Origin of the sequence: Sphingomonas sp. (assembly GCF_965200135.1) — a bacterium.
Taxonomy (GTDB): Bacteria; Pseudomonadota; Alphaproteobacteria; order Sphingomonadales; family Sphingomonadaceae; genus Sphingomonas.
The window spans coordinates 635,863-653,290 of the sequence record NZ_CBDATK010000006.1 but is presented as its reverse complement, the minus strand read 5'-3'; the positions used below and the strand labels follow the sequence as shown (position 1 = coordinate 653,290).

Genomic DNA, 17,428 nt, shown 5'->3' with positions numbered 1-17,428 from the left:
GGCGCGACGGAGGCGCTCAATTGGGCGATCAAGGGCAGTAGCGGCCCGATCGCGACGCTGGCGACCGAGCATGCCGCCGTGCTCGACACCGTCGACGCCGAAGCGAGGGCAGGGCGGTCGGTCACGATCCTGCCCGTCCGGCCGGACGGTCTCGTCGACGTCGAGGCCATGGCGATCGCGCCCGGCACCGGCCTCGTCGCGGCGATGCTCGTCAACAACGAGATCGGCGTCATCCAGCCGATCGCCGCGCTCGCCGACCTCGCCCACGCCGCCGGCGCGCTGTTCCTGTGCGATGCCGTGCAGGGCTATGGCCGCGTGCCGATCCCCCGCCAACGTCGATCTCGCAGCCATCTCCGCGCACAAGATCCACGGTCCGAAGGGCATCGGCGCACTCTGGCTCCGCGACGGCGTCGACCTCGCCCCCCTCCTCCACGGTGGCGATCAGGAGGGTGGCCGCTCCGGCACGCTCTCGCCCGCGCTGTGCGCCGGCTTCGGCGTCGCGGCGCGACTGATGCAGGAGCGATGTGAGGCCGACAGCGATCATGTGTCGCGACTGTACGCGCTCGCCAATGATGTCCTCGGCGGATGGCGGGTGAACGGCGCCGCCGCTCCCCGCTACCATGGCAACCTCAACATCCGCCGCCCTGGCCTCGACGTCGCGCGCCTGATGTCCGACTGCCGCGACCTCGCCTTTTCGGCCGGTTCCGCCTGCGCCAGCGGCTCCGGCCGCCCCAGCCACGTCCTGCGCGCCATCGGCCTTTCGGACGCGGAGGCGCGCGCCTCGATTCGGCTCGGTTTCGGCCGCTACACCACGGAAGCCGAGCTGGCCGAGGCGATCGATCGCATCGACGCCGCCGCACGGGCGCAGACCGCATGAACCTCCGCTTCGTCGCCGCCGACGGCAGCGTCACGCCCGCGCGCGGCACCCCCGGCGAGCGCCTCCTCGACGCCGCCCAGCGCGCGGGCCAGCCGCTGGAGGGCACCTGCGACGGCGACATGGCGTGTGCCACCTGCCACGTCATCGTCGACGCCGCCGACTTCGCACGCCTTCCCCCCGCCAGCGAGGAGGAGGAAGACCTGCTCGACCTGGCCTATGCCGCGACCCGCACCAGCCGGCTCGCCTGCCAGATCCGACTCGACGACGCGCTCGACGGCCTGACGATCCGCATCGTCTGACGGAACTCGCGCCGGCAACATAAGTTTACACGACTGCCCGTCCATGACGGGCGTGTAACGAGTTTGCGTGCCTGCACCGCAGGGCGCGACCGCAAAGGAGAGTGTCATGAAGATCGTCACCGCCATCGTCGCCGCCCTGGTCGGCGTCACCGGCCTCACCGCCGTCGTCGCCCCCGCTGCCGCACAGGATCGCGTCGTCGTCCGCGAGCGCACCGTCACGCCGGCCGTCCGGCACGACCGCGTCGTCGTCCGCCAGCACACCAGCGTCCATCGCGGCTATGGCTATCGCCGCGCCCCGCGCCGGGTCTGCACCGTGCGCTATCATCACGGCCGCAAGATCCGCGCCTGCCGCACCGTCTATCGCCGCTGATCCCGGCTGCCCCTTCCCATTCGGGGGAGGGGCCGCTGACGGGTCTGGCTTGAACCCACCGCCCGGCTCCGCCATATGCGCGGCCGAGAGTCGGGCGGGCGTGGTCGTCGCCAACCTGGTCAGGGCCGGAAGGCAGCAGCCACAACGATTTCGCCACGGGGTCGTCCCGGCTCTCACCGCACAGCCTTTAGCTCCCACGTCGGCACGGGTGGTCGGGCTTCGACTGCCGAGCGTCAAAGACGGGGCTTCGCCGCAGCGCGCTACCAGGCCGGCCTCCCGAGCATTACCCTGTCATCCACCGCCGCCACCTGTCATACTGATCGGGTGACCCGAATCACCTTCTGTTCCACCAGCAGCCGCCGTGCGCCGGGCGAGGCCCGTTTCCTGCGTCGGCGTGCCGTGAGGATCGTGAAGCCCCGCACCCCGACAAGGGATCGGCAATGACCGACACGCTGCTCGGTCTCGACGAACCGCCGCAGCCGCAGGCGGCGACCCCCTATCGCGTCCTCGCGCGAAAATACCGGCCGCAGACCTTTGCCGAGCTGATCGGCCAGGACGCGATGGTCACCACGCTCGGCAACGCGATCAAGCGCGACCGGCTCGCGCATGCCTTTCTGATGACCGGCGTGCGCGGGGTGGGCAAGACCTCCACCGCGCGCCTGATCGCCAAGGCGCTCAACTGCATCGGCCCGGACGAACAGGGCGGCCCGACGATCGACCCGTGCGGCGTCTGCGACCCCTGCCGCGCGATCGCCGAGGGTCGTCACATCGATGTGATCGAGATGGACGCCGCGTCGCATACCGGCGTCGACGACGTCCGCGAGATCATCGACGCCGCGCGCTATGCGGCGGTGTCGGCGCGCTACAAGATCTACATCGTGGACGAGGTCCACATGCTCTCGAAAAACGCCTTCAACGCGCTGTTGAAGACGCTCGAAGAGCCGCCCGCGCACGTCAAGTTCCTGTTCGCCACGACCGAGGTGAACAAGGTGCCGATCACCGTCCTGTCGCGCTGCCAGCGCTTCGACCTGCGGCGCATCACCGCCGACAAGCTGGCGGCGCATTTCGCCTGGGTCTGCGGCGAGGAACAGGTCGCCGCGGAGCCGGAGGCGCTGGCGCTGATCGCCCGCGCGGCGGAGGGCTCCGCGCGCGACGGCCTTTCCATTCTCGATCAGGCGATCGCGCATGCCGGGCTGGAGACGGACGGGGCGGTCACCGCCGCCGCCGTGCGCGAGATGCTCGGCCTGTCCGATCGCGGCGCGGTGCGCGACCTGTTCGCCGCCGTGCTCACCGGCAACGGCCCGCACGCGCTGGAGCTGCTCCGTCGGCAATACGACCTCGGCGTCGATCCGCTGTCGGTGCTGCGCGCGCTGCTGGAGACGGTGCACGGCGTCACGCTCGCCAAGGTCGGCACCCCGCCCGATCCGTCGCAGGCGGCCGAGGAACGCGACGCCCGCGCCGAGTGGGCCGGCGCGCTGTCGTTCCCCGCGCTGCATCGGCTATGGCAGCTGTTCCTCAAGGGGCATGAGGAGGTCGGCCGCGCCGCGCTGCCGATCGAGGCGGCGGAAATGGCGCTGCTGCGCGCGATCCACGCCTCGACGCTGCCCGATCCCGGCGAGCTGGCGAAGCAGCTGGCGAGCGGCACGCTCCAGCTCTCCGCGCCCCCTGCGCCGGCCGCACCTGCGCCCGTCGCACCCGCCGCGCCCGTCGCCGAGTTCCCCGCGACGTTCGAGGCATTGGTCGAGGCGCTCGACGGCAACTCCCCCGCGCTGGTGGCGAGGCTCCGCCACGGCGCGCGGCTGGTCGACTACGCGCCGCCCATGCTGGTGCTGAGCGGCAGCCGCCCGATGTCGGCCGACACGCTCGCCGACCTCAATGCGGCGCTGAAGACGCTGAGCGGTCGCGCCTGGCGCGTCAGCTTCGCCGATCAGCCCGGCACCCCGACCCTGATCGAGCGCGAGCGTATCGCGGAGGACGCCGCCAAACAGGCGATCCTCGCCACGTCTGCGGTCAAAGCCGCGTTTGATGCGTTTCCAGAGGCGGAACTGGAATCCTGGCCCGGCCAGCGCAGCGGCTGAACGACCGGCCAGCGCAGCGGCTGACCAGCTTCAACGGAGTAGAAGATGAAGAACATCGACGACATCCTCGCCATGGCGCAGAACGTCCAGAACGAGCTGCAGACCGCCCAGGCGAAGCTCGACACGATCGAGGTCGAGGGCGTCGCCGGCGGCGGGCTGGTCAAGGTCAAGGCGTCCGCCAAAGGCCGCATCATCGGCATCGCCATCGACGACACGCTGATGCAGCCGTCGGAAAAGCAGATGTTGGAGGACCTCCTCGCCGCCGCCTTCAACGACGCGCGCGCGAAGGCGGACACCGTCTCGAACGAGGAGATGGGCAAGATGACGTCGGGCTTGCCGCTCCCGCCGGGCTTCAAATTGCCGTTCTGAAATCCTCCCCGGCACGGGGAGGGGGACCGCCGCGAAGCGGTGGTGGAGGGGGCCCGCCGCGAGCGCTGCGCCGGAGGCGGGCCCCCTCCGTCACGCGGCTGCACCGCGCGCCACCTCCCCGTCCCGGGGAGGATTTACCTCACACACGCATCCAACCCGCTCCGCCGCACCACCCCCACATAGCGCGCCAGCCGGTCGCCATGCCGTCGGACGAACCCGTGCGGCGCGATGGCGGCGCGCTTCTTTGGCAGCGGCAGCACCGCCGCGATCCGCCCCGCCTCGACCGCCGACAGATGCGAGGCGTCGTGCCCGAAATACCGCTCCGCCCCCGCATTCGCGCCATAGGTGCCGATCCCCGTCTCGGCGACGTTGAGGTACACTTCCATGATTCGCCGCTTGCCCCACAGCGTCTCGATCAGCACCGTGAAATACGCCTCGAACGCCTTGCGGACATAGCCGCCGCCCTGGAACAGGAAGACGTTCTTGGCCGTCTGCTGGCTGACCGTCGACCCGCCCCGGATGCGCCCGCCCTGCGCGTTGTGATAGGCGGCACTCGCGATCCCGCGCCAGTCGAAGCCGTTGTGCGAACAGAAGCGCGCGTCCTCCCCGGCGATGACCGCGCGCGCCATGTCGGGGTCCATCCGATCCAGACCCATCCACTCCTTGGCGACGCCGTTGCCGGCGGTCGCGTCGCCCAACATCGTCCAGGTGATCGGCGGCGGCACGAAGCGGTACAGCCCCACCCACACGACCGAAAACAGGACGAAGCCCAGCCCCGCCACCAGCGCGATCCGGCCGATCCGCCGGATCACGGCAGCGCGCCGCTCCGCCGCGACAGGCTCATCGCGGCCAGCACCGCCGCCGCGATCAGCGCGAGCAGGCAGAGCCAGACGCCGAATTGCCAGTCGACATGGATCTGCGCCGCCATCGCCCGGTCCAGCCCGGTCGTCCGACCACCGCGCGCCGAAGCCTTGGCGATCGCCTCGGTGCTCAGCCGCTGCGTGCCGACCCAGCCGAGCACGACCGCCGCGATCGACGTCGCCACCACCACCGGCGCGCCCGTCCGCGCCGGCCGGAACGCCACGATCAGCCCGACGACGATCGCCGCCAGCGCCAGCAGCAGCCACACGCTAAGGTGCGCGTCACTCTGCATCGCGCGATCACCCGCCAGCTGAGCCAGTTCCGGCGACAGCTTGGGCTTGCCGATCGCAAGGTCCCATCCCGATGCCCGCATCAGCTCGGTCGAGGTGCACGACACCGTCATCCACGGCAGGAAGAACGCGACCAGCGCCACTCCCTTGCACGCCTTCACCCACTGCCACATCGCGCCGTCCCCGCCTCGTCCGGCGATCAGGCTAGACAGGCGGGCGAGCCGTTGTCCAGTCCGTCCGGCGGCGGCGGTGAGGTCGGATGACGTACCCGCCTCGCCGGGGCCTCGGTCACTGCTACGCGGCGACCAGCAGCCGCTTCTCCCCCGCCAGCCGCATCATTGCCTTTTGCAGCTTCTCGAACGCGCGCACCTCGATCTGGCGCACCCGCTCGCGCGATACGCCATAGACCTGGCTCAGCTCTTCCAGCGTCTTGGGATCGTCGGTCAGTCGGCGCTCGGTCAGGATATGCTTCTCGCGATCGTTGAGGTCGTCCATCGCGTCGACCAGCATGCCGTGGCGCACGTCCGCCTCCTGCGCCTCGGCGACGACATGGTCCTGCAACGGACCGTCGTCCTTCAGCCAGTCCTGCCACTGCGCGTCGCCCTCTTCGCCGACCTGGACGTTGAGCGACGTGTCGCCGCCCATCGCCATGCGCCGGTTCATCGACACGACCTCGTCCTCCTGAACGCCCAGGTCGGTCGCTATCTTGCGGACGTTCTCGGGGGACAGGTCGCCGTCCTCGAAGGCGTCGAGCTTCGACTTCATCCGGCGCAGGTTGAAGAACAGCTTCTTCTGCGCCGCCGTGGTGCCCATCTTCACCAGGCTCCACGACCGCAGGATGTACTCCTGGATCGACGCCCTGATCCACCACATCGCATAGGTCGCAAGGCGAAAGCCGCGATCGGGCTCGAACTTCTTCACGCCCTGCATCAGGCCGATATTGCCCTCGGAGATCAGCTCGGACGTCGGCAGGCCATAGCCGCGATACCCCATCGCGATCTTCGCCACGAGCCGCAGGTGGCTGGTCACCAGCTGCGCGGCGGCGTCAGGATCGCCATGTTCGGAGAACCGCTTGGCGAGCATATATTCCTGCTCGGGCTGGAGCAGCGGGAATTTCTTGATCTCCGCCAGATAGCGGTTCAGCCCCGCCTCGGTGCCGAGTGCCGGGATCGTCGCCGGGAGATTGCCGCTTTTTGCCATGATCCAAGAACTCCCTAATCCGTCGCGTTTCCCGCACTGCAGCGAAACGGAGTGTATCCTATACGAGAAGCGCCCTGAACAGTTCCTGCATGTCGGCGGGCATCGCGCTCTCGAACACCTGGGTTGCCCCGGTGATCGGATGCGTGAACCCCAGTCGCGCCGCATGCAAGGCCTGACGCCGGAAAGCAATTCTATCCGCCACCGGATGCCGCCCGCCATAGACCTGGTCGCCGATCAGTGGATGGCCCAGCGACGCCATGTGGACGCGCACCTGATGCGTCCGTCCGGTCTCCAGCCGACATTCGACCAGCGCCGCGCCCGTCAACGGCTCCAGCGTGCGATAATGCGTCACCGCCCGCTTGCCGCCAGCCACGACCGCGACCTTCTTGCGATTGGCGGGCGATCGCGCCAGCGGCGCATCGACGATGCCGGCGGACGGCGTCGGCTTGCCGCGCGTGATCGCCATGTAGCGCCGGTCGATGCTGTGGTCGGCGAACTGCTTCGCCAGCCCCTCGTGCGCCCGATCGGTCTTGGCCGCGACCATCAGCCCCGACGTATCCTTGTCGATCCGATGCACGATCCCCGGCCGCGCCACGCCGCCGATCCCGGACAGCGAGCCCCGGCAGTGATGGAGCAGCGCGTTGACCAGCGTCCCGTCCAGATTGCCGGCGGCGGGATGGACGACCAGCCCCGCCGGCTTGTCGATCACGATCAGATGCTCGTCCTCGAACGCGACGTCGAACGCGATCTCCTGCGCCTCGTTATGCGCCGGGGTCGGTGAGGGCACCGCCACCGCGAACACGTCGCCCGCGACCGCGCGCTTGGCGGGATCGCGCATCGCCAGCCCGTCGCGGCTGACCTGCCCGGCGTTGATGAGCACCTTCAACCGCTCGCGCGACAGCGTCGGCGCGGCATCGGCGAGCGCACGATCCAGCCGCCAGCCGTCGGCAGCGGGCGCGATCGTCGCTTCGATGATGGCAACCCCCCGGTCCATTCGTGCTACGAAGGTGGGCATGACGGTGCGGATTTCAAGCGAGTTGCTGGCACGGATCGTCGCCGACGCGAGCGCCTCGCCCGACGAGATATGCGGCCTGCTGTTCGGCGACGCAGGCGCGATCGACGACGCCCGGCCGACCCGCAACGTCGCCGCCGATCCGCGCCGCCGCTTCGAGATCGACCCGGCCGCGCTGATCGCCGCGCATCGCGGGCAGAGGGCAGGGGGCGTGGCGATGATCGGCTGCTACCACTCGCACCCCAGCGGCCACCCCGAGCCGTCGCCGCGCGACGCCGCCGACGCGGCGCCGAACGGCTGGCTGTGGCTGATCGTCGGCGGCGGCGAGGCGCGGCTGTTCCGGGCGGTCGAGCAGGGTGCGATCCACGGCCGCTTCGGCGAGGTCGCGCTGCGGATCGCACCCTGATCGTCACTCCCTTGACCGAGCCCCGCTTGCGCCCGCGACTCTCACCCGTCACAACGCCGCCATGCCCATCACCCCTGCCGACTTCGCCAGCCTGCTCTGCTCGCGCCTGTGCCACGACCTGCTTTCCCCCGTCGGCGCGCTCAACAACGGGCTGGAGCTGCTCGCGGACGAGACCGATCCGGCGATGCGTCAGCGTTGCCTCGACCTGCTGTCGGAGAGTGCCAAGACTTCCGCCAACAAGCTCAAATTCTTCCGTCTCGCGTTCGGGGCCGCCGGCGGCTTCGGCGAGCAGGTCGACGCCCGCGAATGCCGCGCCGCCATCGAGGGCTTGCTGTCGAGCGGCCGCAAGGTCGAGCTGGGCTGGCTGGTCGAGGCCGACACGCTGCCCAAGCCCGCCGCCAAGGTCCTCCTCAACCTCGCCATGATCGCCGGCGACGCCCTGGTCCGGGGCGGCCGGCTCGACATCGGTGGCGAAGTGGGCGGCGAGGAGAACGGCGGACAGGTCGAGATCGTCGTTCGCGCCGAGGGGCCGCGCGTCATCCTCGACCCCGACATCCGCCGCACGCTGAGCGATGGCGAGGGCGACGAAGCCGTCACCCCGCGCGTCGCCGCCGCCCTCCTGATCCATACGCTCGCCGGTTCGGTGCAGGTGTCGGAACCGGGCGACAACGTGATGCTGTTCGGCGCGGCGTGGCAGCCGCCGACGTCCGGCTGATCCACGCCTGCGGGCCGGCGGGTCGCGTGGGCGAACCCGACCAACCGTAAGGCCGTGCCGCCGCGCAGGCCCCGTCCCTAAACCCGCTCTTTACCAGTTCCGCGCCATAGCCGCCCGCAATGGACGAGTTGCTGCAAGACTTCATCGCCGAGACCCGCGAGACGCTCGAAGCGCTCAGCGGCGAGGTGATCGCGTGGGAGTCGGACCCGACCGACCGTACCCGCCTCGACGCGATCTTCCGCTTCGTCCACACCGTGAAGGGCTCCTGCGGCTTTCTCGACCTGCCGCGCCTCGCCCGGCTCAGCCACGCCGCGGAGGACGTGCTCGCCGCCGCCCGCGACGGCGCCCGTGCTCCCGACGCGGCGCTGGTCAACGCGGTGCTCGCCATCGTCGACCGCATCGGCGAGCTGGTCGAAGCCATCGACGCGGGCACCGCGCTGGACGACAGCTCGGACGAGTTCCTCATCGCCGCACTCGCCGAAGACGCCGCGCCTGCCGCCGCCCTCGCCGCCACGCCCGGTGCGCCGCGAGCCGCCAGCCGGACGATCCGGCTCGGCGTCGACCTGCTCGACCGGATGATGAGCGGCATGTCCGACATGGTGCTCGCCCGCAACGAGCTCGCCCGCTGCGTCCGCGTCCACGACCTCGATCCCCGCGCCGAAGCCGCGCTGGAGCGGCTGTCGCTCACCGTCGCCGACATGCGCGATGCCGTCACCCGCACCCGCATGCAGCGGGTCGAAGCGCTGTTCGCCGCCGTGCCGCGCATCGTCCGCGACACCGCCGCCGAGCTGGGCAAGGCGGTCACGCTGACGGTCGAGGGTGCCGACGTCGAGCTCGACCGCGAGATGATCGAGCTGATGCGCGATCCGCTGGTCCACATCATCCGCAACGCCGTCGATCACGGGCTGGAAAGTCCGGCCGAGCGACGCGCCGCGGGCAAGCGCGAGGCCGGTCACCTGTGCATGTCCGCACGTCAGTCGGGCAATCAGATCGTCATCGAGATCGTCGACGACGGCCGTGGCATCGATGTCGACCGCGTCGTCGCCAAGGCGGTGGCCAACCGGCTCCGCACCGAGACCCAGGTCGCGGTGCTGACCGACGCCCAGCGGCTGGACCTCGTCTTCGAGCCCGGCCTGTCGAGCCGCGATGCGGTGTCGTCGGTATCGGGACGCGGCGTCGGCATGGACGTGGTCCGCGCCAATATCGAGCAGATCGGCGGTCGCGTCGAGCTGCGTAACCGGCCCGGCCAGGGGCTGGCGATCGCGATCAGCGTGCCGCTCACCCTGTCGATCATCGCCACCGTCGTCGTCCAGGTGGGAGCGCAGCATTTTGCCCTGCCGCGTCAGTCGGTGGAGGAGATCGTCACCGCCAACGGCGCCTCCGTCCGGCTGGATACGCTGGGTGACGCGCCGGTCGCGACCGTGCGCGGGCGGCGGTTGCCGCTGTTGTCGCTGGCCGAGCTGATCGGCGTCGAGGGCGCCGGTGGCGCCGACACGCTGGCGATCGTCTCGACGCGCGACGGCGACTACGTGCTGGCGGTCGATGCCGTGCTCGACACCGAGGAGCTGGTGGTGAAGCCCGCCTCGCCTGCGGTGATGGCGACCGGATTCTATGCCGGCATGACGCTGCCCGACAGCGGCCGGCCGATGCTGCTGCTCGACTGCGCCGGACTGGCGACGGCGGCGGCGCTCCGGTTCGAGAAGCACGACACACAGGAGGAAGAACCGGCGACCGAAACCGGGACGGGCCTGTCGGCGCTGCTGTTCGAGGATCTGGACGGCCAGCGCCGTCTGATCGCGCTCGCCGCCGTCGATCGGGTGGAGACGGTGGCGACCGACGCGATCGCGGTCACCGGCGGACGCCGCCGCCTGTCGCTCGGCGATCGCTCCGTGCCGCTGCATGCCGTCGCCGGCTTCGGCGAGCGGACGGCGGTCGCGGTGCTTCGCCTCAACGACGGCGCAAGCGAGGTCGCCTATGCGATCGCCGAGCCCATCGAGATCGTCACCCTGCCGCTCGACATCGCACCGGCCGGTGATGGCGCGATCGCCGGCGTCGCCATGATCGCCGGCGAGCCGGTCGAGCTGATCGACGCGCTGAGCCTGTTCGGCGACGGCGGCACCGTCGCCGCGCGCCGCCCGCTCTGCCTGTTGTCGTGCGACGGCTCGGGGTGGATGGAGACCTTCCTCAAGCCCGCGCTCGAAGGCGTCGGCTACCGCTGCGCGACGCGGCTCGCGCCCGGCGAGGCGGCGGCGGTGACGCTGGTGATGAGCGACGGCTTGCCGTCCTCGGCGTCCAACGACAACGTCGTCCACCTTCGCCGCGAAGCCGCCGGTCCGCAGGGCAGCATCTATCGCTACGATCGCGCCGGCGTGATCGCCGCCGTCGCCAGCCGCCTCGCGGGAGCTTGATCGCATGGAGCTGTTCCTGATCGCCCAGGTCGCCGGCCGCGTCGTGGCCGTGCCCGCCGGGCAGGTGGAGTCGGTCGTCGATCTCGGCGAGTGCGTGCCGGTGCCCGGTGCGGAGCGCGCCGTCAGGGGACTGGCCGCGCTTCGCAGCCGGGTCGTGACGGTGATCGATACCGGCGTCGCGCTGGGCCTCGATCCGACCCCCGACAGCGCGCGCCGGGCGATCATCACCCGGCTCGACGGCCACCACTACGCCGTCCTCGTCGACGCGCTGGAGGATGTCGCCCCGTTCGCCCGCCTGCCGCTCGCCGGCCTGAGGTTGCGGCGCGGCTGGTCCGCGGCGGGCACCGCGCTGATCGAGCGCGACGGCGAGCCGGTGCTCGTCATCGATCTGCCCGGCCTGCTGTCCGGCGTCGCGAACGAGCCCGCGCGCGCGGCTTAACGCGACGCAAACGCTTCGCCGCCTACACCCGGCATCGCCACATTCCGCGAAAGTCGTCCCTCATGAAGACCTGCCTCGTCGTCGATGATTCAAAGGTGATCCGCAAGGTCGCCCGGCACATCCTCGAAACGCTCGACTTCTCGGTCAGCGAAGCCTGCGACGGGCGCGATGCGCTCGACCAGTGTCTGGTGTCGGCACCCGACGTGATCCTGCTCGACTGGAACATGCCGGTGATGAGCGGCATGGACTTCCTCCGCGCGCTGCGCGTGTCCGACATCCCGTCGCGCCCGAAGGTCGTGTTCTGCACCACCGAGAACGGCATGGCGCACATCCGCGCCGCGATCGAGGCCGGAGCGGACGAATATGTCATGAAGCCGTTCGATCGCGATACGCTCGAATCCAAGCTCCAGATCGTCGGCGCCTGATCCGACCGCCCGGTGAGCGCCGCCCCTCAATCCGTACTCGCGTCCGTTCCTGACCGTCTGCACGCCGGTCACGTCCTGATCGTCGACGACTCGGTCGTGGCACGCGCCGTGATCGCCCAGGCGGTCGATGCCAGCGACCGCTATGCCGTGGTGGGCGCGGTGCCGACCGTCGCGGCGGCGCTGGCCTTTCTGGCGACCACGTCGGTCGACTACATCCTGCTCGACATCAACCTGCCGGGCGTGGACGGCATCACCGCCCTGCCGGACCTGATCGCCGCCGGTGGGCAGGCGCGCGTCCTGATCGTCTCCTCCGCCGCCGCCGACGGCGCGGTTCAGACGGTGCAGGCGCTGGCGTTCGGCGCCGCCGACACGCTGGTGAAACCGGCGGCCGGCGCGCTCTCCACCGCCTTCCGCACCGCGCTGATCGACAAGCTCGACCGGCTGAACGCGCCGGTCCACGCCCCGCGGCCGGCGCTGAAGCCGACGACGACGCCGGTCGGCTGGCAGGGCGGGGCGTGCGATCTCGTCGCGATCGGCGCCTCTACCGGCGGCATTCACGCGCTCAGCCGCCTCCTGCGCGAGCTGCCCGCCGCCTTTCGCACCCCCGTGCTGGTCACGCAGCATCTCCCGGCCACGTTCATGCCCTATTTCGCCGCGCAGCTCGCGCTGCTGGCGGGCCGCCCTTGCGAGGTCGCTACCGACCACCTCCGCATCCGTCCTGGCCGTATCGTGGTCGCGCCCGGCGACGCGCATGTCCGCGTCGTGCCGCTCGCCGACGATGGTGCCAGCATCCGTCTGTCGCGCGAGCCGTCCGCCACCGGCTGCATGCCGTCGGTCGACGTCATGCTCGCCAGCGTCGCGGCGACCTATGGTGCGCGCGCCACCGCCGTGGTGCTGAGCGGCATGGGTCGCGACGGTGCCGACGGCGCCCGCGCGCTCGCGCAGGCGGGCGGCGCGGTGGTGGTGCAGGATGAGGCCAGCTCGGTGATCTGGGGCATGCCGGGTGCCGTCGCGCAGCAGGGGATCGCCGCGGCCGTGCTGCCGCCCGACGCGATCGGCCGCCTGCTGGTGGAGCGCCGCCGATGACCGCCCAGCCGCCGCTGTCGCCCGCCGTCGTCAGCGTCCTGACCGCGCTGCTGGAAGCGCGCACCGGTCAGCAGCTCGCATCGTACCGCTCGTGGCGGCTCGACGTCGCGTTGAAGCCCTTGCTCAAGCAACGCGGCCTCGCCTCGCTCGACGAGCTGGTGGCGCTGCTGCTCGACGGCCAGGAGGCGCAGGTCGCCGATCAGGTCGTCGACGCGCTGGTCAACGGCGAAACCAGCTTCTTCCGCGACGCCGCCGTGTTCGATCTGATGCTGGAAGCGGTCCGTGCCGCCGAGGCGGACGGCCGCCGCGCACGCATCTGGAGCGCCGGCTGCGCGACGGGGCAGGAGCCGCTGTCGCTCGCCATGATGTTCGCCGAACGCGCGAAGGAGAGCGGCGCCGCGATGCCGGAGATCGTCGCGAGCGACGTGTCGGAAACCGCGCTCACCCGCGCCCGCGCCGGCCGCTACACGCAGTTCGAGGCGCAGCGCGGACTGCCGATCCGCCGCCTGATGCAATGGTTCGACGGTGCCCCCGACGGCGACTGGATCGCCAGGCCAGACCTCGTCCGCCACGTCTCTTACCGTCGCATGAACCTGCTCGCCGACGCCGCGCCCGCCGGCCGTTTCGACCTGGTGCTCTGCCGCAACGTCATGCTCTACCTCTCGCCCCGCGCGAAGGCGGTTGCGTTCGACAAGCTGGCGGGCGCGTTGCGGCCGGGTGGACTGCTCGCGATGGGGGCGGGGGAGACGGTGATCGGCCAGACCAGCCTGTTCGCGCCGAGCCGCTCGCTACGCGGTCTCTACGCCCGCACGGACGTCGCCGACGCGCTGGCGGCGTAGCGGTTTACAACCCGGCGGTCGCGGGGCACGGCAGCGCGATGATCGCGACGCCCTCGCCCAACCACGACGAGCGCACCGCGCCGGTGTCGATGATCGTCCTCCACTATACGGGGATGCAGACCGCCGGCGAGGCGATCGCGCGACTGTGCGATCCCGTCGCCAAGGTGTCGTCCCACTATCTGGTCGACGAGGACGGCAGCGTCCACACGCTGGTCGACGAGCACCGCCGCGCCTGGCACGCCGGCCGCGCGCACTGGCGCGGGGTGACCGACGTCAACTCGGCCAGCGTCGGCATCGAGATCGTCAATCCCGGCCACGAGTTCGGCTACCGCCCCTTCCCGGACGCGCAGATCGAGGCGCTGGTGCCGCTCGTCGCAGAGATCAAGGATCGCCACGCCATCACCCGCGGCAACGTGGTCGGCCATTCGGACATCGCGCCCACCCGCAAGCGCGATCCCGGCGAGCTGTTCCCGTGGGCTCGGCTCGCGCGCCTGCGCCTGGCGCTGCCGCGCCCGACCAAGCGCCTGCTCGACCCGCAATGGACCGGCGCCGGCTTCCTGCTCGCGCTGGAGCGGTTCGGCTATGACGTGACCGAGCCGATGGCCGCCATCGTCGCCTTCCAGCGCCGCTTCCGCCCCGAGCTGATCGACGGCGAGATGGATGCCGAATGCCGGATGATCCTGCTCGCGCTGCTGCTTCCCAAGCCGGAAGGGGAAGACTAAGGAGGGTCGGTCAGAAGGTCGGGCGACCGCGGCCCCGGACCTGTTTCGGGGGCGAGGAAAGTCCGGGCTCCACGGAACGACGGTGGCGGGTAACGCCCGCCGGGGGCGACCCCAGGGACAGTGCCACAGAGAGCAGACCGCGCACCGCTTCGGCGGCGCAAGGGTGAAAGGGTGCGGTAAGAGCGCACCGCGCGCCTGGTGACAGGGGCGGCACGGCAAACCCCACCGGGAGCAAGACCGAATAGGGACGTCATGGGGCCTTCGGGTTTCGGGGTGTGTTTCCACCCGACGTCCGGGTTGGTCGCTTGAGCTTGTCGGCGACGGCAAGCCTAGAGGAATGGTCGCCCATCCGGTTCGCCGGTGGACAGAACCCGGCTTACAGACCTTCTGGCGCCCGCTGCGAGGCGCGTAGCGACAGCTACGCGCCGGTGCCGTCAGGCACGCATCGGGCCGGCCGGGCTCGGGCGCAGCCAAGCGTCGACGTCGCTCGGGCTCTGCCCGAGTGCGCCCGTCCGGATCGCTCGCCGACAGCCGATCGTCACGTGATTTACGCGCATGACGGCTTCCGACCCGGCGACTTAGCCCCTATCTGCCCCTCGATGGCTCGCACCCCCTCGCGCTCGAACGACTGGGGCTTCCCCCGCTGGCGTGGCTACGGCTCCGGGCGCGAGACGACGCAGGTGCGGCTGTGCGATCGCCACGGTTGCACCGCCCCCGGCGACTGCCCCGCGCCGAAATCGCCCAACAGCCCCGACCGCTGGTATTTCTGCACCGAACACGCCGCCGAGTATAACCGCGGCTGGAACTACTTCGAGGGCTTGTCCGCCGAGGAAGCCGCCGAGCGAGAGGCGGCCGACCGCCAGACGCAGGACGGCTACAGCAACGCCAAATACTATGCCTGGGGAGGGCCCGGCGACGGCACCCGCAGCCGCGACGAGATGCGCGCGCTCGACGCGCTCGGGCTGGAAAGCGACGCCGGCCTCGAGGATGCGCGCGCGGCATGGCGACGGCTGGCCAAGGAGAATCACCCCGACGTCGCCCCGAACGACCCGACGGCGGCGACCCGGTTCCAGCAGATCCAGACCGCCTGGGAGGTGCTGAGGGCCGCCGAGGAGGCGAGGGCGGGGTAGGGCGGGGTCCGACGACCCCGATCCAACATTCCCGCTCCTCCGTCAGTCCCGCGCTCCTACGTCATCCCCGCGCTCGTTCGTCATCCCCGCGCTCCTTCGTCATCCCCGCGAAAGCGGGGACCTATCGCCCGACGGTCGCGGAACACTCACGCGCGCACGATCGAAGCCGGCAGGGGCGATGCATTCCCGCTTTCGGGGGATGACGGGTCGCTCGACCCGACGCCTACGCCGCCAGCCGCCCCGCCGTTTCCCGGATCAGCGCGATCATGTTGGGCAGCCCCTGCGTGCGGTTGCTGCTCAGCGCGCGTTGCAGCTCGAACGGCGCCAGTTCGCCTTCGATGTCAGTGGCCAGGATCGCCGCGGGCGCGCGATCCTGCACCGCCGCGAGCACCAGCGCCACCAGCCCCTTGGTGATCGCCGCATTGCTGTCCGCCAGGAAATGCAGCGCGCCGTCCTCGGCGCGCGTGGGATAGATCCACACGGACGCCGAACACCCCCGCACCAGCGTCGCCTCCGTCTTCAGCGCTGCCGGCATCGGCTCCAGCCCGCGCCCTAGGTCGATCAACAGGCGGTATCGGTCGTCGGGGTCGAGAAAGGCATATTCGTCGCTGATGTCGGAGAGGGGAGAGGCCATCAGATGCAGGTAGCCGCGAAACGCGACCCCGTCATCCCGAGCTTCCGCTTCTTCGGCCTCCGCGGAAGTCGACGATCAGCGGTAGAGGCTTCATGGCCGTCGCGGCAAAGCCGTGCCGTGACGTCGAAGTCCGGCGATGCCGAGCCCGGCCGAGCTTGCGCGTCTCGCGCGCTGCTCCGCTACGCGCGTGCGCGCCGGCGCTACAGCTCCACCCCGGCCGCGATCGCCTCCAGCTTCCGGATCCGCTCGCGCAGGTCCGCGATCTCGATCCTGGCCCCTGCGCCCGCGGGCATCACGTCGGCCACCTGTCCCCGGTCCAGCTCCGACCGCTTCAGCTGCAGCCACCCGCGCCAGCCCGCCAGCCCGGCCGCGGTCACCATCGCCAGCCCGGTCAGCCCGGCGGCGGACAGCGTCATCGTCACATAAGGGTCGGTCATCTCTACCTCCTCAGCGATCGCGCAGCCGCTCGATGTCCGCGTCGAGCTGGTGGCTGCCATGCGTGTCGGTCACGACGCGCTCCAGCACCTGGATGCGCGCCTTAAGTTCGTCGATCTCCGCGCGCGAGCGGGCGAGGTCGGCCGTGTCGCTCCCCGCCGCATGCGCGCTCCCGCGCTGCCGCATCAGCAGCACCAGCACGACGGCGGCGATCAGCACGATCAGGACCATGGCATCCCAGAACAGCACGTCGGTCTTCCTTCCTCAAACCTGCGGTCGCTCGTCGCGGAGCCGCTCGATCTCATGCGCCAGATCGGTGCCGCGATCGGTCGCGATCCGCTCCAGCACGCGTACCCGCTGCTCCAGCCGCTCGGTGTGCGCGGCATATTGCGCCGCCTTTTCGGCGGTATGCTCCGCCTGCAACTCCAGCTGTCGCTGCTTCAGCTTGATGAGCGGCTGCACCACGACGCCGCCGATGATGGCGATCACCGGGATCGACAGCGCCAGGATCGGGATGATGTTCGCGTCCATGTCGTCTCCCTCAGCGCAGCGAGTCGATCTCGCGGGCGGTGCGCGTCGCGGGATCGGTGGCGATCCGTTCCAGCACCGCGATCCGCTCCTCCAGCCGCCCGACCTGCCCGTGCAGCCGCTCGTTCTCGCCGGTCAGCAGCGCGACCTTGCGCGTCGCCTCGACCCCGTCCTCGGGCGTTACCTTTCCCCAATCGTCCGTCGGGGCATAGCCGTGACGCGCCCTGATCCAGTTGTTCACCACCCAGCCGATCGTCGAGATCGCGACCAGCGCAATGACGAATTCCGGTCCGTTCCAGTTCATG

The 17,428-nt window shown here is 70.6% G+C and carries 22 protein-coding genes, 2 other RNA genes and 1 pseudogene; 16 read left to right on the top strand and 9 right to left on the bottom strand.

The genetic code is table 11. The features are described from left to right. From ACOFKS_RS08010 to ACOFKS_RS07985, 6 genes and pseudogenes are all read left to right on the top strand, one after another. Positions 1 to 877, top strand: a pseudogene (locus ACOFKS_RS08010) (cysteine desulfurase family protein); the annotation flags it as partial. Next, positions 874 to 1,176, top strand: a complete 303-nt coding sequence (locus ACOFKS_RS08005) for a 2Fe-2S iron-sulfur cluster-binding protein (RefSeq protein ID WP_419808704.1) — start codon at positions 874 to 876, stop codon at positions 1,174 to 1,176. The pseudogene ACOFKS_RS08010 and the gene ACOFKS_RS08005, both read left to right, overlap by 4 nt. Positions 1,177 to 1,282: 106 nt before the next feature. After that, positions 1,283 to 1,546, top strand: a complete 264-nt coding sequence (locus ACOFKS_RS08000) for a hypothetical protein (protein WP_419808703.1) — start codon at positions 1,283 to 1,285, stop codon at positions 1,544 to 1,546. Positions 1,547 to 1,630: 84 nt separating this feature from the next. Beyond that, positions 1,631 to 1,725, top strand: an RNA gene (gene ffs / locus ACOFKS_RS07995) — signal recognition particle sRNA small type. Between the two features lie 261 nt (positions 1,726 to 1,986). Beyond that, positions 1,987 to 3,624 carry a DNA polymerase III subunit gamma/tau gene (locus tag ACOFKS_RS07990; protein ID WP_419808702.1) on the top strand — a complete coding sequence of 546 codons (1,638 nt, stop codon included), beginning with the start codon at positions 1,987 to 1,989 and terminating at the stop codon, positions 3,622 to 3,624. A gap of 45 nt (positions 3,625 to 3,669) precedes the next feature. Further along, the gene (locus ACOFKS_RS07985; protein ID WP_419808701.1) at positions 3,670 to 3,993 is read left to right on the top strand and encodes a YbaB/EbfC family nucleoid-associated protein; all 324 of its coding nucleotides are present in this window, start codon (positions 3,670 to 3,672) and stop codon (positions 3,991 to 3,993) included. 134 nt (positions 3,994 to 4,127) lie between these two features. Here the strand turns inward: ACOFKS_RS07985 and mtgA are convergent, their stop codons facing one another. The 4 genes from mtgA to ACOFKS_RS07965 all read right to left on the bottom strand — a co-directional run bounded on the left by mtgA (position 4,128) and on the right by ACOFKS_RS07965 (position 7,338). Then, positions 4,128 to 4,802, bottom strand: coding sequence for a monofunctional biosynthetic peptidoglycan transglycosylase (gene mtgA, locus ACOFKS_RS07980; protein ID WP_419808728.1), 675 nt, complete (start codon positions 4,800 to 4,802; stop codon positions 4,128 to 4,130). Then, a complete protein-coding gene (locus ACOFKS_RS07975) occupies positions 4,802 to 5,317 on the bottom strand; it encodes a hypothetical protein (RefSeq protein WP_419808700.1) in 516 nt (171 codons plus the stop codon). Before ACOFKS_RS07975 ends, mtgA begins: the two co-directional genes overlap by 1 nt. Before the next feature lie 121 nt (positions 5,318 to 5,438). Beyond that, a complete protein-coding gene (gene rpoH / locus ACOFKS_RS07970; RefSeq protein ID WP_419808699.1) occupies positions 5,439 to 6,344 on the bottom strand; it encodes an RNA polymerase sigma factor RpoH in 906 nt (301 codons plus the stop codon). A gap of 58 nt (positions 6,345 to 6,402) precedes the next feature. Then, positions 6,403 to 7,338: an RluA family pseudouridine synthase gene (locus ACOFKS_RS07965; protein ID WP_419808727.1), complete on the bottom strand. Its 936-nt coding sequence runs from the start codon at positions 7,336 to 7,338 to the stop codon at positions 6,403 to 6,405. Positions 7,339 to 7,357: 19 nt separating this feature from the next. On the opposite strand from ACOFKS_RS07965, the gene ACOFKS_RS07960 reads away from it, so the two are divergent. The 10 genes from ACOFKS_RS07960 (at position 7,358) to ACOFKS_RS07915 (ending at position 15,526) form a co-directional block, all read left to right on the top strand. Then, positions 7,358 to 7,762, top strand: a complete 405-nt coding sequence (locus tag ACOFKS_RS07960; RefSeq protein WP_419808698.1) for a Mov34/MPN/PAD-1 family protein — start codon at positions 7,358 to 7,360, stop codon at positions 7,760 to 7,762. A 61-nt stretch (positions 7,763 to 7,823) separates the two neighbouring features. Continuing rightward, a complete protein-coding gene (locus tag ACOFKS_RS07955) occupies positions 7,824 to 8,477 on the top strand; it encodes a histidine phosphotransferase family protein (protein ID WP_419808697.1) in 654 nt (217 codons plus the stop codon). Between the two features lie 119 nt (positions 8,478 to 8,596). Then, positions 8,597 to 10,885, top strand: coding sequence for a chemotaxis protein CheA (locus ACOFKS_RS07950; RefSeq protein ID WP_419808696.1), 2,289 nt, complete (start codon positions 8,597 to 8,599; stop codon positions 10,883 to 10,885). 4 nt (positions 10,886 to 10,889) lie between these two features. Continuing rightward, entirely contained in the window at positions 10,890 to 11,324 is a 435-nt protein-coding gene (locus ACOFKS_RS07945; RefSeq protein ID WP_419808695.1) for a chemotaxis protein CheW, read from the top strand. A gap of 62 nt (positions 11,325 to 11,386) precedes the next feature. After that, complete coding sequence (locus tag ACOFKS_RS07940) at positions 11,387 to 11,749, top strand: response regulator (protein ID WP_419808694.1); 363 nt, start codon at positions 11,387 to 11,389, stop codon at positions 11,747 to 11,749. A 12-nt stretch (positions 11,750 to 11,761) separates the two neighbouring features. Further along, positions 11,762 to 12,835: a chemotaxis protein CheB gene (locus ACOFKS_RS07935; RefSeq protein ID WP_419808693.1), complete on the top strand. Its 1,074-nt coding sequence runs from the start codon at positions 11,762 to 11,764 to the stop codon at positions 12,833 to 12,835. Further along, positions 12,832 to 13,674: a CheR family methyltransferase gene (locus ACOFKS_RS07930; RefSeq protein WP_419808692.1), complete on the top strand. Its 843-nt coding sequence runs from the start codon at positions 12,832 to 12,834 to the stop codon at positions 13,672 to 13,674. The genes ACOFKS_RS07935 and ACOFKS_RS07930 overlap by 4 nt, the downstream gene beginning before the upstream one ends. 38 nt (positions 13,675 to 13,712) lie before the next feature. Further along, positions 13,713 to 14,396 (top strand): N-acetylmuramoyl-L-alanine amidase, encoded by a 684-nt coding sequence (locus ACOFKS_RS07925; RefSeq protein WP_419808691.1) that lies wholly within the window; start codon positions 13,713 to 13,715, stop codon positions 14,394 to 14,396. Between the two features lie 10 nt (positions 14,397 to 14,406). Then, an RNA gene (gene rnpB, locus ACOFKS_RS07920) (RNase P RNA component class A) lies at positions 14,407 to 14,791 on the top strand. 204 nt (positions 14,792 to 14,995) lie between these two features. After that, positions 14,996 to 15,526: a J domain-containing protein gene (locus tag ACOFKS_RS07915; RefSeq protein ID WP_419808690.1), complete on the top strand. Its 531-nt coding sequence runs from the start codon at positions 14,996 to 14,998 to the stop codon at positions 15,524 to 15,526. 223 nt (positions 15,527 to 15,749) lie between these two features. Here the strand turns inward: ACOFKS_RS07915 and ACOFKS_RS07910 are convergent, their stop codons facing one another. The 5 genes from ACOFKS_RS07910 to ACOFKS_RS07890 form a co-directional block, all read right to left on the bottom strand. Next, the gene (locus tag ACOFKS_RS07910) at positions 15,750 to 16,160 is read right to left on the bottom strand and encodes a SufE family protein (protein ID WP_419808689.1); all 411 of its coding nucleotides are present in this window, start codon (positions 16,158 to 16,160) and stop codon (positions 15,750 to 15,752) included. Positions 16,161 to 16,360: 200 nt separating this feature from the next. Further along, positions 16,361 to 16,597: a hypothetical protein gene (locus ACOFKS_RS07905; RefSeq protein ID WP_419808688.1), complete on the bottom strand. Its 237-nt coding sequence runs from the start codon at positions 16,595 to 16,597 to the stop codon at positions 16,361 to 16,363. 10 nt (positions 16,598 to 16,607) lie between these two features. Further along, a complete protein-coding gene (locus ACOFKS_RS07900) occupies positions 16,608 to 16,844 on the bottom strand; it encodes a hypothetical protein (protein ID WP_419808687.1) in 237 nt (78 codons plus the stop codon). 15 nt (positions 16,845 to 16,859) lie between these two features. Continuing rightward, the gene (locus ACOFKS_RS07895; RefSeq protein WP_419808686.1) at positions 16,860 to 17,126 is read right to left on the bottom strand and encodes a hypothetical protein; all 267 of its coding nucleotides are present in this window, start codon (positions 17,124 to 17,126) and stop codon (positions 16,860 to 16,862) included. A 10-nt stretch (positions 17,127 to 17,136) separates the two neighbouring features. After that, entirely contained in the window at positions 17,137 to 17,427 is a 291-nt protein-coding gene (locus ACOFKS_RS07890) for a hypothetical protein (protein ID WP_419808685.1), read from the bottom strand. Position 17,428 lies beyond the last annotated feature (1 nt).

Excerpts from the sequence above, each read along its gene's own strand:
- ACOFKS_RS08005 (WP_419808704.1), top strand. The coding sequence starts at position 874 with ATGAACCTCCGCTTCGTCGCCGCCGACGGCAGCGTCACGCCCGCGCGC.
- ACOFKS_RS08000 (WP_419808703.1), top strand. The coding sequence starts at position 1,283 with ATGAAGATCGTCACCGCCATCGTCGCCGCCCTGGTCGGCGTCACCGGC.
- ACOFKS_RS07990 (WP_419808702.1), top strand. The coding sequence starts at position 1,987 with ATGACCGACACGCTGCTCGGTCTCGACGAACCGCCGCAGCCGCAGGCG.
- ACOFKS_RS07985 (WP_419808701.1), top strand. The coding sequence starts at position 3,670 with ATGAAGAACATCGACGACATCCTCGCCATGGCGCAGAACGTCCAGAAC.
- ACOFKS_RS07975 (WP_419808700.1), bottom strand. The coding sequence starts at position 5,317 with ATGTGGCAGTGGGTGAAGGCGTGCAAGGGAGTGGCGCTGGTCGCGTTC.
- rpoH (WP_419808699.1), bottom strand. The coding sequence starts at position 6,344 with ATGGCAAAAAGCGGCAATCTCCCGGCGACGATCCCGGCACTCGGCACC.
- ACOFKS_RS07965 (WP_419808727.1), bottom strand. The coding sequence starts at position 7,338 with ATGGACCGGGGGGTTGCCATCATCGAAGCGACGATCGCGCCCGCTGCC.
- ACOFKS_RS07960 (WP_419808698.1), top strand. The coding sequence starts at position 7,358 with ATGACGGTGCGGATTTCAAGCGAGTTGCTGGCACGGATCGTCGCCGAC.
- ACOFKS_RS07955 (WP_419808697.1), top strand. The coding sequence starts at position 7,824 with ATGCCCATCACCCCTGCCGACTTCGCCAGCCTGCTCTGCTCGCGCCTG.
- ACOFKS_RS07950 (WP_419808696.1), top strand. The coding sequence starts at position 8,597 with ATGGACGAGTTGCTGCAAGACTTCATCGCCGAGACCCGCGAGACGCTC.
- ACOFKS_RS07945 (WP_419808695.1), top strand. The coding sequence starts at position 10,890 with ATGGAGCTGTTCCTGATCGCCCAGGTCGCCGGCCGCGTCGTGGCCGTG.
- ACOFKS_RS07940 (WP_419808694.1), top strand. The coding sequence starts at position 11,387 with ATGAAGACCTGCCTCGTCGTCGATGATTCAAAGGTGATCCGCAAGGTC.
- ACOFKS_RS07930 (WP_419808692.1), top strand. The coding sequence starts at position 12,832 with ATGACCGCCCAGCCGCCGCTGTCGCCCGCCGTCGTCAGCGTCCTGACC.
- ACOFKS_RS07925 (WP_419808691.1), top strand. The coding sequence starts at position 13,713 with ATGATCGCGACGCCCTCGCCCAACCACGACGAGCGCACCGCGCCGGTG.
- ACOFKS_RS07915 (WP_419808690.1), top strand. The coding sequence starts at position 14,996 with ATGGCTCGCACCCCCTCGCGCTCGAACGACTGGGGCTTCCCCCGCTGG.
- ACOFKS_RS07910 (WP_419808689.1), bottom strand. The coding sequence starts at position 16,160 with ATGGCCTCTCCCCTCTCCGACATCAGCGACGAATATGCCTTTCTCGAC.
- ACOFKS_RS07905 (WP_419808688.1), bottom strand. The coding sequence starts at position 16,597 with ATGACCGACCCTTATGTGACGATGACGCTGTCCGCCGCCGGGCTGACC.
- ACOFKS_RS07895 (WP_419808686.1), bottom strand. The coding sequence starts at position 17,126 with ATGGACGCGAACATCATCCCGATCCTGGCGCTGTCGATCCCGGTGATC.
- ACOFKS_RS07890 (WP_419808685.1), bottom strand. The coding sequence starts at position 17,427 with ATGAACTGGAACGGACCGGAATTCGTCATTGCGCTGGTCGCGATCTCG.